The sequence below is a fragment of the Mycobacterium sp. 1245805.9 genome (genome assembly GCF_001672915.1).
In the GTDB taxonomy this organism is placed as follows: domain Bacteria; phylum Actinomycetota; class Actinomycetes; order Mycobacteriales; family Mycobacteriaceae; genus Mycobacterium.
The window spans coordinates 16,809-31,079 of the sequence record NZ_LZKR01000045.1 but is presented as its reverse complement, the minus strand read 5'-3'; the positions used below and the strand labels follow the sequence as shown (position 1 = coordinate 31,079).

General features: G+C 67.3%; 17 protein-coding genes. 7 read left to right on the top strand and 10 right to left on the bottom strand.

What is annotated here, in order from left to right; translation table 11 throughout:
• Positions 1 to 84 precede the first annotated feature (84 nt).
• The 3 genes from A9X00_RS30610 to A9X00_RS07215 all read right to left on the bottom strand — a co-directional run bounded on the left by A9X00_RS30610 (position 85) and on the right by A9X00_RS07215 (position 2,113).
• Complete coding sequence (locus A9X00_RS30610; protein ID WP_156771962.1) at positions 85 to 225, bottom strand: hypothetical protein; 141 nt, start codon at positions 223 to 225, stop codon at positions 85 to 87.
• A complete protein-coding gene (locus A9X00_RS29640; RefSeq protein WP_082974819.1) occupies positions 222 to 404 on the bottom strand; it encodes a helix-turn-helix domain-containing protein in 183 nt (60 codons plus the stop codon). The genes A9X00_RS30610 and A9X00_RS29640 overlap by 4 nt, the downstream gene beginning before the upstream one ends.
• Positions 405 to 712: 308 nt before the next feature.
• On the bottom strand, positions 713 to 2,113 hold the full coding sequence (locus tag A9X00_RS07215; protein ID WP_067151098.1) for a recombinase family protein: 1,401 nt from the start codon (positions 2,111 to 2,113) through the stop codon (positions 713 to 715).
• 49 nt (positions 2,114 to 2,162) lie between these two features.
• On the opposite strand from A9X00_RS07215, the gene A9X00_RS07210 reads away from it, so the two are divergent.
• Positions 2,163 to 2,429, top strand: a complete 267-nt coding sequence (locus A9X00_RS07210) for a hypothetical protein (protein WP_067151095.1) — start codon at positions 2,163 to 2,165, stop codon at positions 2,427 to 2,429.
• A 34-nt stretch (positions 2,430 to 2,463) separates the two neighbouring features.
• Complete coding sequence (locus A9X00_RS07205; RefSeq protein WP_067151092.1) at positions 2,464 to 3,180, top strand: maleylpyruvate isomerase N-terminal domain-containing protein; 717 nt, start codon at positions 2,464 to 2,466, stop codon at positions 3,178 to 3,180.
• Positions 3,181 to 3,253: 73 nt separating this feature from the next.
• Here the strand turns inward: A9X00_RS07205 and A9X00_RS31720 are convergent, their stop codons facing one another.
• Together A9X00_RS31720 and A9X00_RS07195 are read right to left on the bottom strand one after the other, a co-directional pair.
• On the bottom strand, positions 3,254 to 3,979 hold the full coding sequence (locus tag A9X00_RS31720; protein WP_232006705.1) for an SHOCT domain-containing protein: 726 nt from the start codon (positions 3,977 to 3,979) through the stop codon (positions 3,254 to 3,256).
• 383 nt (positions 3,980 to 4,362) lie between these two features.
• A complete protein-coding gene (locus A9X00_RS07195) occupies positions 4,363 to 4,830 on the bottom strand; it encodes a hypothetical protein (RefSeq protein ID WP_067151087.1) in 468 nt (155 codons plus the stop codon).
• A gap of 134 nt (positions 4,831 to 4,964) precedes the next feature.
• Here A9X00_RS07195 and A9X00_RS07190 point away from each other — a divergent pair, with 134 nt between their 5' ends.
• The 4 genes from A9X00_RS07190 (at position 4,965) to A9X00_RS07180 (ending at position 7,779) form a co-directional block, all read left to right on the top strand.
• Positions 4,965 to 5,768 (top strand): Stf0 family sulfotransferase, encoded by an 804-nt coding sequence (locus A9X00_RS07190; RefSeq protein WP_067151084.1) that lies wholly within the window; start codon positions 4,965 to 4,967, stop codon positions 5,766 to 5,768.
• Positions 5,769 to 5,834: 66 nt separating this feature from the next.
• Complete coding sequence (locus tag A9X00_RS31210; RefSeq protein ID WP_197515087.1) at positions 5,835 to 5,972, top strand: hypothetical protein; 138 nt, start codon at positions 5,835 to 5,837, stop codon at positions 5,970 to 5,972.
• Between the two features lie 4 nt (positions 5,973 to 5,976).
• The gene (locus A9X00_RS07185) at positions 5,977 to 7,104 is read left to right on the top strand and encodes a YeiH family protein (RefSeq protein WP_067151082.1); all 1,128 of its coding nucleotides are present in this window, start codon (positions 5,977 to 5,979) and stop codon (positions 7,102 to 7,104) included.
• Positions 7,105 to 7,134: 30 nt separating this feature from the next.
• Complete coding sequence (locus A9X00_RS07180; RefSeq protein WP_067151080.1) at positions 7,135 to 7,779, top strand: GAP family protein; 645 nt, start codon at positions 7,135 to 7,137, stop codon at positions 7,777 to 7,779.
• On the opposite strand, the gene A9X00_RS07175 is transcribed toward A9X00_RS07180, so the two are convergent.
• The 4 genes from A9X00_RS07175 to fdxA are packed head-to-tail and all read right to left on the bottom strand — an operon-like array spanning position 7,765 to position 12,806.
• Positions 7,765 to 9,006, bottom strand: coding sequence for an alpha/beta hydrolase (locus A9X00_RS07175; protein WP_067151078.1), 1,242 nt, complete (start codon positions 9,004 to 9,006; stop codon positions 7,765 to 7,767). The two genes, A9X00_RS07180 and A9X00_RS07175, sit on opposite strands and share 15 nt — an antisense overlap.
• Positions 9,003 to 11,339, bottom strand: coding sequence for an APC family permease (locus tag A9X00_RS07170; protein ID WP_067151138.1), 2,337 nt, complete (start codon positions 11,337 to 11,339; stop codon positions 9,003 to 9,005). Before A9X00_RS07170 ends, A9X00_RS07175 begins: the two co-directional genes overlap by 4 nt.
• A gap of 46 nt (positions 11,340 to 11,385) precedes the next feature.
• Positions 11,386 to 12,471, bottom strand: a complete 1,086-nt coding sequence (gene dapC / locus A9X00_RS07165) for a succinyldiaminopimelate transaminase (RefSeq protein WP_156771961.1) — start codon at positions 12,469 to 12,471, stop codon at positions 11,386 to 11,388.
• An 8-nt stretch (positions 12,472 to 12,479) separates the two neighbouring features.
• Positions 12,480 to 12,806, bottom strand: coding sequence for a ferredoxin (gene fdxA / locus A9X00_RS07160; protein ID WP_067151133.1), 327 nt, complete (start codon positions 12,804 to 12,806; stop codon positions 12,480 to 12,482).
• Positions 12,807 to 13,145: 339 nt separating this feature from the next.
• Here fdxA and A9X00_RS07155 point away from each other — a divergent pair, with 339 nt between their 5' ends.
• Complete coding sequence (locus tag A9X00_RS07155; RefSeq protein ID WP_067151130.1) at positions 13,146 to 13,478, top strand: hemophore-related protein; 333 nt, start codon at positions 13,146 to 13,148, stop codon at positions 13,476 to 13,478.
• 12 nt (positions 13,479 to 13,490) lie between these two features.
• On the opposite strand, the gene A9X00_RS07150 is transcribed toward A9X00_RS07155, so the two are convergent.
• Positions 13,491 to 14,258, bottom strand: coding sequence for a maleylpyruvate isomerase N-terminal domain-containing protein (locus A9X00_RS07150; protein WP_067151075.1), 768 nt, complete (start codon positions 14,256 to 14,258; stop codon positions 13,491 to 13,493).
• Positions 14,259 to 14,271: the final 13 nt, after the last annotated feature.

Here is a 14,271-nt window from a genome sequence, read left to right as displayed (position 1 = left end):
ACTTTCAACCTTTCGTGTCATTGACCCGTCCTCTCTTGCGGTGCGTGGGTGGTTGTGCCGGGTGCGTCCTGCTGCGGCGATGGCCTATCGGGCCTTGGCGCTTGGGTTCTGTTCTAAGCGCGGCGCGTCGAACAAGCTGGACAGGCGAACTACCTGATCGGGCCGAAGCGAGGGTGCCCGGTCAACCAGTCGTTTGACGTAATCGGCGTACTCGTCGTCGGTCATGCCGAGATTCCAAGCAGTTCGGCGACTACTTCGGGGCGTATGCGCCACGCACCGCCGAACTTTACGGCGGGCAGTTTGCCGCTGCGGATCATGCCCATCACGACCTTCTCGCTGACGTTTCCCACTCGGCAGACTTCTGCAATAGACATCGACGGTTCGAGGTCTCTTACTTCGGCCATGTCCCTGATCCGTTTCTATCGTCTGAAACCCTCTGGATCTAAAGCAATTCGCGGGTTATGGGATCGATAGTACGGAGGGGCAACTAATTGGCGAATTTGGTAAACCGTTGTGCGACAGGCGATATTGACAATGCAAACGCTTGATGCACAGGTCGCTTGCAGCCAAATTGACAATGACAATGTCCCCGCAAATTCACGGCGCGTCGTCGCGGGGTCGGCGTGTCGTGCGCCAGGGGGACAAAAGCTGAAATGCGCAAAAGGGGCGGCCGAGCCGAAGCCCAACCGCCCTTCCGCCGGGCCGCATGTAATCAGCGCCAGTCGATGCGTATGTCCTTCGGGTCGAACACGCCTCCGGCCTTCGTGGTCGGCAGGATGGTCACAGCTGCAACGGTGTCGATGACAGCGCGGCGGCGGTCCAGGCCGAGGGCGGCGAACCGCTCGGCGGCATCCGGCTGGCCGATCAAGCCGTCCAACTTGCGGCCGGTGTTGGCCCCAATCAGCTTGGCCCCAATGGCGTCGAGTTCAGGCTGCAGCTTGTCCCTGCGCCGCTTCAGGTCGCGCCCGTTGATAACGCCTTCGTCGTATTCGTTCTCCGCTGCCTTGATCAGCCCGCGAATCTCGTTGACGCGCTTGTCGAGCGCCTTGGTGTCCACGGTCGGCTTGGCGAACAGCCTGGCGGCATCGGGCCGCGCCAGCCGCTCAGTGACCACGCGGACAACGTGCGCGTCGGTGCGGGACAGGTCGCGCACGACTTTCATGCACCCGACGTTCTTGCATTGATAGACGACGCGTTTCGCGCCGGTCTTGGTCTTGCGCATGGTCGTGCCCATCTTGCGGTCACACAGCCCGCAGTAGGCCAGGCCGGACAGCAGATAGGCGCGGGCCCGCTTCTTGCCGGTGTGCCGCGCCGGGTCGTTCAGCACCCCGTACACCGCGTCGTAGGTGTCACGCGAAACAATGGCGGGCCAACTGACCTCGACGCCTTCCAGGATGGCGTCGCGGATCGTGCCGCCGCCACGGGTCGCGCCATGCACGTCGTAGACGGCCAGGCCCGCGTTGCGGGGCCGCAGCAGCACCTGGCGGACCTGCGACCCGCTCCACTGGCTGCCCTTGACCGTGGTGATGCCCGCCGCGTTCCACCGCTTGGCGATGCCCCACAGGGAGTCGCCGTCCAGCAGCGCCTCGCACGCCTCGCGAAGAGCCTTGGCTTCGTCCCAGACGATCTCGTCGCCGTCGTAGCCGAAGACTCGCATGTTCCACGCCTTTCCGCGCTTAGCGCGTTCCTCGTTGGCCGACTTCTGCCGGAAACTCTTTTGCTCGCACTCGTACTTGCTCACCGTGCCCTTCATGCGTGCAAACATGCGCCCTGATGGTGTGGACAGGTCTACGTCGCCGCCGACGTTCGCCAACTCCACGCTGTGCTTCTCGGCCAGGTCGATGAAGTCTTCGAGCTCGCGGGGCTGGCGGTGAAGCCGGTCCATGTCCCAGACGGCGACCCGGCCCACGGCACCGTTGGCGATGTCAGCGCACAGGTCGGCGTAGGCGGGTCGGGTGCCCTTGGTCGCGGACACGTTGCGGTCGAGGTATTCCACCGGGGCGTCCCAGCCCCTGGCGGCGCATAACTTGTGCAGTTGCTCGCGCTGGTACTCGACCGACACTTTGGTCATGTCGCGGTCGAGGGACTGCCGGATGTAGATGGCGGTTTTCACTCAGGGCCTCTCGGGCTGGAACGGGTCTTACAAGGGGTATCTTACACGAATGACCGATGGCACCGTGATGTGGACTTCGCCGAGCGGACGCAAATACAAGACCTATCCGGGCAGCCGGCTGCTGTTTCCGGCGTTGTGTCTCACGACGGGCGAATTACCCACTGCCCCAACGGCATACGCGCCGCCGGGCGATCGCGGCGTCATGATGCCCACCCGGCGACGGACCCGCGAGCAAGACCGCAACCGCCGCATCGACGCCGAACGCGCACTCAACGCCGATCGTGTCGCCGAGCGAAATCAGCCGCCACCCTTTTAGGAACTGACGACCAACACCGCCGTACGCTTAGCGGGTGCAAGAGGCGACGAAAGCCGAGATCCTCGCCGCGCTAGATGACAGTGGGAGGCGGTTCGTCTCGATCGTCCGGGGGCTCGACGCGGATCGCGCCGCGCGACCGGTGCCCGGGCTCGCCTGGACGGCCGGGGAGACCGCAGCGCACGTTGTAACCGTGCTCGGCAGGCTGCTGGGCGATCGTCGACGCGCCGCCACCAACGAGGGGGTTGCCGAGCTGAATGCGACCTGCCTCTCGGAGTACACCGACCGAGGTATCAACGACATCGCCGACCGGCTCGAGGCAAATCTGCGTACTGTGATCGACCGCGTCTACCCCAAAGTCGACTTCGACCGTCTGTATCCCTTCCATGGAGGATCGACAATCTCCGCCGGGGGTGGGGCTCGATGGATCTTGTGCGAGCTGCTCGTGCACGGCTACGACATCGCCGCGGCAACCGGAAACGAGTGGGTGATACCGGCCGCGCAGGCGTCCATGGCAATTCGTGGCCCCGCTGAGTCGATGAATCGGTTGGTTGAGGGCCAACCCTCTATCCGACATCGCGTGTATCTGGGGAAAGACGACACTGTCGAATTCGTCGCATCCTCCGGATCCCTGCCTGCCGATGACGAGCCGATCGACGCGGAACCCGGCGAGTTGCTCCTGGGTTTCTTCGAAAGGATTGAAGTGTCCGATCCGCGTTTGGCACGGGTTCTCGCTGATCTGCCGCCCCTCTGACTAGGGTGCCAACCCTGACCCGATCACCAGGTCGCGCAGCGCGAACGAAATCTGCCGCCACCCTTCTAGCGCTTCATATTTCGTCGATGATCTGCCCGCGCTTGGCCGCGTATTCGGCGTCGGAGATCACACCGGAGGCGCGCAGCGTCTCCAGCTCCTGCAGGCGCTGGGCGGCCGAAGGTTGCGGGGGCGCGGGCTGCGCTCCGCCGGTGATCACCTTTGGGGTGCTCGGGCGCAACTCGTCCATCACGCGCTGGCTCGCAGCGTCCCGGCCGACCATGAACTTGTGCGGGAACCCGGCGCCCGGATTGTTGCGCGCCGCGGCCGAGAGGTACGGGTTCCCACCACCTTCGATCGGCAGGAAGAGGATCAGCATCTGACGATCGTCGGGCACCCCCATGCTGCGCTCCATCTGCGGGGTACCGCGGCTGGCGCGAAAGCCGCGGTCCCAGGTTTTCAGGATCGCCCCGGGGACGAGCTGGCCTCCGTTGCGCTTGTCCTCGAGCGCGTACACGTGGGCCGCCGTGATCGCGAGAATGAAGCTGTCCGGCAGACCGGCCATCTCCATGTACTTCGCCATCCCGCCGACGTTCGTCACGGCGGGCATCGCTCGACTGACCTTCCGGCTCATTCGCATCCCCCAGCGGGTGACCGCGCCGACACCGACGGCCTCGGCCGTCATGGCGTCCGTCACCTGTTCGCACCTCGTTGCCGCGACCACGGCTTCCGGGACGACCGACGCCGCGACACTCGCGGCCTGCTGGTTGATCAGCAGTTCTTCCTCGGATAACGCCTTCATGACCACTCCTGGGTTAGGTCCCCCGTGTCCGCTCAGCGAATGGTCTCACGAAGAAGCCGCGCGGCGGCTAAAAATAGACAATGCCGCGCTACCGGATCCCGGTGCGCGGCCGGTCTTTTCGCGGGTCTTGTTTCCTATTGCCAGTCAACCGGCAGATCGCCCGCATGGTTGGAACAGCACGAAGGCGTACCGCCCCAGATACCAGGAGTACCGCTGGCTCATCGCGGTGCCGGCGCTTGGGCGACGCCGGCGCCGAACCGGGCGGCCAAGCCGACGGCCGCCACGGTGCTGAGGGCCCCGGAATTGAACGCGATAAACCCGCCGAATTTCCAAATTATTTGTGGCGGCCGAAATAATTACGTTGAAAGTGTCGAATAACTCGCTCAGCCCAATTGATACGACTCGCGGGACACCCGGAAAAAATGTCCGGTCCCGGAGTCGGTGCACGTGATTCCGGCGGGCTCGCTGCTGCAGGTGATCGTGCCGAGCGATCTCGACTGGCCGAAGCCGAGCGTCGGCCACGACCCCGCCCCCGAACCGATCGCCGAGTAAGTGCACGTGACGTAGGCGACCTGGCCTTGGTCGAGGCGAAAATCGCGACCCAGATCCGATCCGGGCGGGCACGGCCCCCCATTCTTATCCCGGCCCAATCCCGGCGGGACCGGGTAGGCGTGGTCGCCGATCTGGCACATGGCAATCGGCAGCGGAGCGTCTTCCCCGTTGAGAATGCATCGAATGTTTCCCGACGCGGACGCGAACTGCTGGTAATTGTCGTCGGCGTGCGCGCTCGCCGCGCCGAAAAACAGGAGGGCCGGGGCGGCAACGGCAACCGCGGCGGAGATCGTGTTCATTCGGTGCTCCCTTCCCGCGATGTTCGCGCGCTCATCATCGCATCCTGCACGCGCCGCCACGCCACAATACTTATCTTCAGCATGAAGACAATTCCGTGTCTTGCAGCGGGTTTCGATCCGGATAGGCTTCGTTGGTGACCGAAAAGCCGTCGTCATATTTGGTGCTGGCTTCCCAGCGCAGCGGCAGCACGCTGCTCGTCGAATCGCTGCGCGCGACCGGGGTCGCCGGCGAGCCGCAGGAGTTCTTTCAGTACCTGCCGAGCACCAGCCAGGCCCCGCAGCCGCGGCAGTGGTTCGCCGACGTGGACGACGAGTCGATCCTGCACCTCCTCGACCCGTTGGACGAGGGGACGCCCGACCTCGCGACGGCCGAGATCTGGCGCGACTACATCCGCACGGTCGGCAGAACGCCGAACGGCGTGTGGGGCGGCAAACTGATGTGGAACCAGACACCGCTGCTGTTGAACCGCGCCAAGGACCTGCCGAACCGATCGGGCGACGGACTGCGGGCCGCGATCCGCGACGTCATCGGCGAAGAGCCGCTGCTCATCCACGTGCACCGCCCCGATGTGATCTCCCAGGCCGTGTCGTTCTGGCGCGCGGTGCAGACGCGGGTGTGGCGCGGCAGGCCCGATCCGGCGCGCGACGCGCGCGCCATCTATCACGCCGGGGCGATCGCGCACGTCGTCCGCATGCTGCGCGCCCAGGAGGAGGGCTGGCGGAACTGGTTTGTCGAGGAAGACGTCAAGCGGATCGAAGTTCCCTATCCGGTGTTGTGGCGCAACCTGACTCAGGTGGTGGCAACCATCCTCGAGGAACTGGGCCTCGACCCCCGCCTTGCGCCGCACCCGGTGCTGGAGCGCCAAGCCGACCAACGCTCCGACGAGTGGGTGGAGCGTTACCGCGCGGACGCCGAGCGAGACGGGCTACCAACCTGACGGCGAGCTAAATTCAGCGCGAGCCAATCGCTTGGTCGCCGGCGCCGGCCGGACAACGATGTCAGCGTGAGCGAACAGGATTCGAAGCCGCACGGTTGGCGCGAGCGGCTCGGCTCGGTATCGGTGGACTGGTGGGCGACACTGCTCGCCGGGGTGATCACCGCATTGGCGGTGGCCAACGTGCTGCCGAAGATTCCGTGGTGATCGCGTGACCACCGCCCAAGTCCAATCCCCAGAATACGAAGACGCGCTCGACGAGCCCGCCTTCACCAGCCGGCGCCCGCTGGACTACGTGCCGGGCATCCTGCTGCTGATCGGTGTGGGCCTGCTCGGCAAGTACGCGCAGATCTGGTGGAACGCGCTGGCCAAGCACGAGCACTGGCGGGTCCCCGACATCGAATACGTGTTGTGGGCCATCGTGATTGGGCTGCTGATCACGAACACCGTCGGCCTTCATCGGATATTTCGCCCGGGCGTGCAGACCTACGAGTTCTGGCTCAAGGTCGGCATCGTCGTGCTGGGGGCCCGGTTCGTGCTCGGCGACATCGCCAAGCTGGGCGGGCTGAGCCTGCTCCAGATCCTGGTCGACATGGCCGTCGCGGGAACCATCATCATCGTCGCCGCCCGGGCCTTCGGGTTGTCCGGAAAACTGGGCTCCCTCCTGGCGATCGGCACCTCGATCTGCGGGGTGTCGGCGATCATCGCCGCCAAGGGCGCGATCCGGGCCCGCAACTCCGACGTCGGCTACGCGATCGCCGCCATCCTGGCGCTGGGCGCGGTGGCGCTGTTCGTGCTGCCGCCGCTGGGACATTCGATCGGCCTGACCGACCGCGAATTCGGCATCTGGGCCGGGCTGGCGGTGGACAACACCGCAGAGACCACCGCCACGGGCTATCTGTTCTCCGACCACGCCGGCAAGATCGCCGTGCTGGTCAAGTCGACCCGTAACGCGCTGATCGGTTTCGTCGTGCTGGGCTTCGCGCTGTATTGGGCCGCGCGCGGGCAGGCCGACGAGATCGCCCCCGGTTTCAAGGCCAAGGCCGTGTTCGTCTGGAAGAAGTTCCCGAAATTCGTGCTGGGTTTCCTGGCCGTCTCGGCGATCGCCACCGCGCACTGGCTGACCAAGGGGCAAACCGCCAACCTGGCCAACGTGTCGAAATGGGCGTTCCTGCTCACGTTCGCCGGGGTGGGACTCAACACCGACATCCGCCAGATCGCCCGCACCGGGTGGCGCCCGCTGGTCGTCGCGGTCATCGGGCTGACCGTGGTCGCGACGGTGTCGCTGGGCATCGTCCTGCTCACCTCTCGCGTGTTGCATTGGGGCGTAACGGCCTAGCGGATGGGCCGGGCGGTAACCTGGCCCGCAATGTGGATCACCATCCTGGTGATGGCCGTCGCCGTCAGCCTCGAACCCTTCCGGATCGGCATGACGGTGCTGATGTTGAACCGGCCGCGGCCGATGCTGCAGCTGCTCGCGTTCCTGTGCGGCGGCTTCGCGATGGGCATGAGCGTCGGCCTGGTCGTCCTGTTCGTCTTGCGGCGCAGGCTGCTCTGGTCGACGTACCTCACGCTGCCGCGGGTGCAGATCTGCATCGGCGTGCTGGCGCTGTTTGCCGCCGCCGCCCTGGTCGTGACCCGCAACCGGGTGGCGGTTCCGGAATCGGTGGCGACGCGCGCGCAGCGACTGGTGACCGGGCGCTCCCTGTGGGTCGCGGGGGCCGCGGGCCTCGGGATCGCGCTGCCGTCGGTCGACTATCTGGCCGCGCTGGCCGTCATCCTGGCGTCGGGCGCCGCGGCCGCGACGCAGGTCGGCGCGCTGCTGATGTTCAACGCCGTGGCCTTCGCCCTGGTGGAGATTCCCCTCGTGGTGTACCTGCTGGCGCCCCAACGGACGCGCAATTCGATGGCGGCGCTGCACGACTGGATCCGGTCGCGCCGGCGCATCGAGGTCACCGCCCTGCTGGCCGCGGTCGGGTGCGTCCTGCTGGTGGTCGGCCTAGCCGGTATTTGAGGACGACGCGTACGTCTCGGCCAGGAACTGTTCGACGGCCACCGCGGCGTGCGCCGCGCGCGCCGAGCCGAAGATGTCGAAAGCGTGTTGCGCGCACGGCAATTCGGCGTACACCACGGGCTGACGGCTGACCTCGCGCAGCCGCGCGGCAAATCTGCGGGCCTGCTCGACCGGGATCAGCGAGTCGTTGGTGCCGTGCAGCACGAAAAACGGTGGCGCGTCCTCGGACACGTGGGTGATCGGCGAGGCCATCCGGAACGGCTCGGCCACATCGGCGTGACTCAACTTGAACACGCGCTTCGCCACGATCGGGGCCATCAACGGATGCATGTCGTCGTTCGAGGTGAAGTCGTAGACGCCGTAGAACGGGACGGCCGCCCGCACACGGGTGTCGGCCTCCTCGAAACCCGGCTGGAATTGCGGGTGGTTCGGCGTCAGCGCGGCCAGCGAGGACAGGTGCCCGCCGGCCGAGCCCCCGGTGATCGCGATCCAGTCCGGGTCGCCGCCGTACTCGGCGATGTGCTCCTTCGTCCACGCGATCGCGCGCTTGACGTCGACGATGTGATCGGGCCAGGTGGAGCGCGGGCTGAGCCGGTAGTTGATCGCGACGCAGATCCAGCCGAGCTCGGCCAGGTGGCTCATCAGCAGATGCGCCTGTCCCCGTTTGTTTCCCACCATCCAGGCACCGCCGGGAACCTGCAGCAGCACCGGGGCCCGTCCGCCCCGATCCAGATCGGGCCGCCGCCAGATGTCGAGGTGGTTGCGCGAGCCGCACTCCCCGTAGGCGATGTCGCCGTCGTGCGCGTAGTCGCGGTAGATCCGCAGCATGCGTGCGGGGCCGGGTCTCTTCGCGGTCGCGCCGCCCGGCGCCGGTCGCCGCCAGAGGTCACCCGAGTCGGTGCGGCGGTCGGGGCCCAGGCCGGCGTCCAGCGCCGCGGTGAGCGGCGCGTCGGCGCCGCGCCCCACCCGGCGCAGGCCCAGCAGCCCCAGCCAGGACGACACCGCCACCAGCCAGCTGACCCGGCGCAGCCGCGGCGGCAGCAGGCGCGACACGCCCGCCTGCGCCGCCAGCTGGACGGCGAGGGTCTGCATCGGGAGCTCCGAGGCGAACACGCCGTAGGCGAACGCGAAACCCGACCCGAAGCGGTCCCGCGTCAGCGGCCGGTAACCATTGGCGGTGTACGCCAGACCCAATACCGAAACCAGCACGGCCGCCAGTCGTTTCACGACCCGGCCGCCTTCGCCGGGTCCTCGATGATGTGATACGCGGGATCGACCATCGCCATCGACCGGGTGCCGCTCTGCCGGGGCTTGCCGGTGATCCGCAGCAGCTGGCCGGGCTGGATGTCCGCGCCGCCGCGCCCGTGCCGGAACGTCACGCAGATCTCGCCGCTGTTGTCGCCGACGACGACCCGCCGGACGGTGCGCCTGCGTTCGTTGATGTCCTCGACTTCGTTGACCCGCCCCTCAAACGTGGCGCGCTGCCCGGGAATCAGGCCCCCGACGGTGATCACCGACGCCGACCGGTCGGGGTGTTCGTAGGCCTCGACCTCTTGTTCCTCGTCCCTGGAAACCCACGCTTCGATCTTGTCGAGCTCGCGGGCAATTCGTTGCTCGAATCCCTCGGGGTACGCCTCCTTGATGCGGGACTGCACGTCGTAGGGAACGATCGTCGCCGCGGCGTCCGGGATCAGGCTGACCGCTCGGGAGACCTTGTCCGCCGTGCGGTCGTGCAGCAGGCGGCCCAGGACCGGTGCATAGGTCCGGCGCGGCAGCAGCACGGTCACGTTGGTGTTGCGGTGCTCGTCGCGCGCCTTGGCGACCAGTACCTGCGCGGCCCGGGTGACCCTGCGGTCCGGGCAGTCGACCACCCGCAGCGGGGTGTCGAGATCGAAGTCGTCCCAACGCTTTCGCAACGCCTTGGCGTGCGTTTCGTCGATCATGAAGTGCACCGCGACCAGTTCGTCGGCCCGCAGCCCCCGGCCGTAGCGCAGCGCCTCGATGACCGCCAGGTCGAGCGAGTTCACGAACACGAACACCTTGTGCCGGGCGTACTTCACCAACTCGGGGCGGTCGGTTCGGAACATCTCCAGGATGGCCGCCTCGGCGCGATACTCCCGGTTCAGCCGCATCAGGAAGAACACCAGCACCGGAAAGACCACCACCACCAGCCACGCGCCCTCGGTGAACTTCGCCACCGCGAAGATGCCCACCACGATGGTCGACAAAATGGCCGACGACAGGTTGATCGCGAGCCGGCGCCGCCACCCCGGTTCGCGTTGGGTGAGATGGTGTTTGGTCATCCCGTAGCCCGCCATCGAGAAGCCGGTGAACACGCCGATCGCATAGAACGGGACCAGCGCGGTGACCGAGCCGCCCGTCGTCACCAGCAGCACCACCGAGAGCCCCGTGAGCGCGATGATGCCGTTCGAAAACACCAGGCGGTGGCCGCGTTTCATCAGCTGGCGTGGTAGGAAGCGGTCCTCGGCGACGAAGCTCGCCAGCGCCGGGAAGCCGTTGAAGCTGGTGTTGGCGCCGGTGTACAGGATGGCGGCCGTCGCCGCCTGGACGAGCGTGTACAGGACGTTGCCGATTGTCCCGTGGCCGAACACGATTCGGGCGACCTGCGACAGCACCGACGGGTATCCGGCCTCGAACGGTGTCGCGTGGGTGACGAAAGTCAGATAGGCGACGCCGGCCAGCAGGAACCCGAGTATGCAGGCCATGATCGTGAGCACCCGGCGGGCGTTGCGGCCCTGCGGTTTACGGAAGACGTTCACCGTGTTGGAAATCGCCTCGACCCCCGTCAGCGACGAACCGCCGTTGGCGAACGCGCGCAGCAGCACCAGCACCGTCGCGCCCATCACCAGCCCGTCGCCCTGATGGACCGGCACCGCCCCGGCGATGTGCGCTGCGTCGTAAGTCGGTAATCCCCAAAAGATTTCGCGGATGACGCCGACCACGATCGTCAGCGCGATCATGCTCACGAAGAAGTAGGTCGGCAGCGCGAATTGCACGCCCGCTTCCCGCAGTCCGCGCAGGTTCGCGTAGCAGATGAGCAGCACCACGCCGACGGTGATCGCCAGGCTGTAGGGGCCCACGGCCGGGATCGCCGACGCCACCGCGACCGTCCCCGCCGCCGCCTGCACCGCCACGGTGACCACGTAGTCGATCAACAGCGCCGCGGCGGCGACCTGCGCCACCTTGGGCCCGAAATTCTCCCGCGCCACGATGTAGGAACCGCCCGCCCGGGTGTAGGCCATGACGACCTGCCGGTACGACGCGGCCACCAACACCAGGATCACCAAGATCGCGGCGTTGATGGGCAGCAGCAACGCGAAGGCCGCCAACCCGGCGTTGGGCAGCAGCTCGATCAGGATCTGTTCGGTGCCGTAGGCGGTGGACGAGATCGCATCCGGCGAAAGCGCGCCGAGCGCAATCCCGTTGGACAACTTCTCGGTGGACAGGCTCTCGGTGATCAACGGCTTGCCCAGAAACACCCGCCTGGCGATGTCGCCGAGCGACGTCGGGATGGGAACCTTGCCCGTCGAAGTCGTCACGACCTGCATTCTGCCGCCCAGCCGGTCCGCGCGGCGGGCGGACGGGCTAAGTCAGCCGCTCGACCGCCGCGGCGATGCGCTCGTCGCTGGCGGTCAGCGCGACGCGCACGTGGCGGGCGCCGCCCGGGCCGTAGAAGTCGCCGGGCGCCACCAGGACGCCGCGGGAGGCGAGCCAGGAGACGCTGTCCTGGCACGGCTCGCCGCGGGTGGCCCACAGGTAGAGGCCGCCCTCGGAATGCTCGACTTCGAAACCGGCGCAGCGCACCGCCGGCAACAGGGCGGCGCGCCGCCGTTCGTACCGCTCGCGCTGCACCTTCTCGTGGGCGTCGTCGTCGAGCGCGGCCACCATGGCGGCCTGCACCGGCGTCGGCACGATCATGCCGGCGTGTTTGCGCACGGCGAGCAGCTCGCCGACCAGCGCCGGATCCCCGGCGACCAGGCCGGCCCGGTAACCGGCCAGCGACGAGCTCTTCGACAGCGAGTGGATCGCGAGCAGCCCGGTGTGGTCGCCGTCGCACACCGAGGGGTGCAGCACCGAGAGCGGTTCGGCGTCCCAGCCCAGACCCAGGTAGCACTCGTCGGAGGCGACGATCACCCCCCGCTCGCGCGCCCATCCGACGACCTTGCGCAGGTGGTCGAGGCCCAGCACCCGCCCGGTGGGATTGCTGGGCGAGTTCAGGTAGAACAGCGCCGGGGATCGCGGGCCCAGCTGGGTCAGCGAATCCGCGCGCAGCACCGGGGCCCCGGCCAGCCGCGCGCCCACGTCATAGGTCGGGTAGGCCAGCTCCGGCACCACGATCAGGTCCGCGGAGCCCAGGCCCAGCAGCGTGGGCAGCCACGCGATGAGCTCCTTGCTGCCGATCACCGGCAGCACGGCCGCCTCGGTGAGCCCGGTGATTCCGAAGCGGCGGGCCAGCGCGGCCACCGCCGATTCGCGCAGGCGCGCGGTGCCGGCGGTGGCGGGGTATCCCGGTGCCGAGCTGGCGGCCGCCAGCGCGTCGGAGATCAGGGGCGCGACCGGGTCGACCGGGGTGCCGACGGACAGGTCGACGATTCCGCCCGGGTGCGCCTCGGCCCGCGCCTTCGCGTCGGCCAGCGTGTCCCAGGGAAACTCCGGCAGGGACGCCGACACCCTCCCGCTCAGTCGCCTTCGCCCTGGGGCGGCAGATCCTTGACGACTTGCGGGTCGTTCTCGGTCATGCCGACCTTGGCGGCGCCGCCCGGCGATCCCAGCTCGGCAAAGAAGTCGGCGTTGATCTGCGTGTACTGGCTCCACTGTTCGGGCACGTCGTCTTCGTAATAGATCGCTTCGACGGGGCAGACCGGCTCACAGGCCCCACAGTCGACGCACTCATCGGGGTGGATGTACAGCATCCGGGCACCCTCGTAGATGCAGTCGACCGGGCACTCCTCGATGCATGCCTTGTCCTTGATGTCGACGCAGGGCTCGGCGATCGTGTACGTCACAGACATCTCCTCCATGTACTGCGTGTGGGCTGCTGTTCGGCTCGCCGCGGCGCTCCGGCCGCGTCAGCGCAAGCATTCGGTTACTGATACTAGACGTTGCACATACACGTCAACCACTCGGCACGGGTGCGGTCGCCCGAGCCGCATTTCACCGAGGGCGAACACCGCCGCAAAATGCCCTGACCTGCGCATAGTTACGATTAGAGATTCCTGTGCGATAACGGTTGCGATGGAAGATTGCTCACGGGGCCTGGTAGCCTCGTCCGCAGACGGCAACCGTTGGGCAATGTCGTCGCCGTTTATCGACGGTGCATTGAAATGGGGAAGGTCCACAAAATGGTGAAGCTGTCGTTGACCAAACTGGCCGCTGTTGCTGGGGGTGTTGCGTTTGCGTTGACCGCCGGCTCCGGGATCGCATCCGCCGATCCGCTGGATCCGGTCATCAACACGACGTGCAACTACGGCCAGGTGATGGCCGCGCTGAACGCGACGGATCCGGCTGCTGCGGCGCAGTTGACCGCGTCGCCGATCGCGGTGAGTTACTTGAACCAGTTCCTGGCGTCGCCGCCGCCGAAGCGCCTGCAGATGGCCCACCAGATCCAGGCCATGCCGCAGGCCGCGCCGTACTTCAACGACGTGTTGTCGGTTGCCGGCAGCTGCAACAACTACTGAGCCAGCCGCGCGTCAGTAGCCGCTGAGCAGCCGGCGCACCTGGCCCAGTAGTTCGGGCCCGACGTCGCTGCAGATCCGCGAGGGGTTTCCGGGTCGCCGACCCCAGAGCAGCAAAACCCTTGCGGCGGAATCGGTTTCGAGAGTGGCCGGGCCTTCGGGCCCGGCCATTCCGATTGCGGTCCGCTCGGCGTCCGCGGTGACCACCACGTCGTCGCTGCCGAAGACCCGTAACCGCGCCTCGATTCGCTCGCCCGGTGCCAGCGACTTGGCGCCCTTGGCGAGCAGCGGGCGTCCCACCGCGACGACGCTGTGCGTCGTCATCCAGGGCTCGGCGAGCCGGGCGGCGAACCCGGCGTCCTCGTCTCCGGTGATGTCCCAGCCGTGCAGGACAAGTTCCTCCCGCATGTGTTCGGCGAACCACGGCACCTTCATGGTGCGGCCGGTCCAGGCGACGTCGGTGTCGGCGGGAACGTCGTCGGCCGCGGCCGCGACCTCGTTCAGCGTGGCCATCCGGTCGTGCAGCGCGTCCCACAGGTCCGCGTCGTTCATCGCGCGCAGCGGGGCCTCCCGCTCCTCGAAGCCGCGCGTGCCGACGGGTTCGCCCTGCAGGTGCGCCCCCAGCACCCGGGCGAGCTCCTCGGCGTTTCCGGCCTGATGGATGACGATGTCGCGCACCGTCCACGCTTCGCACCAGGTGCCCGACTCGGGGCGGCGCTTCTGCACCGCGTCCAGGAAGGGCTGCCATTCCGGGAACCGGTCTTGATCGATGTGTCGTTTCACGGCCTCGGGTATA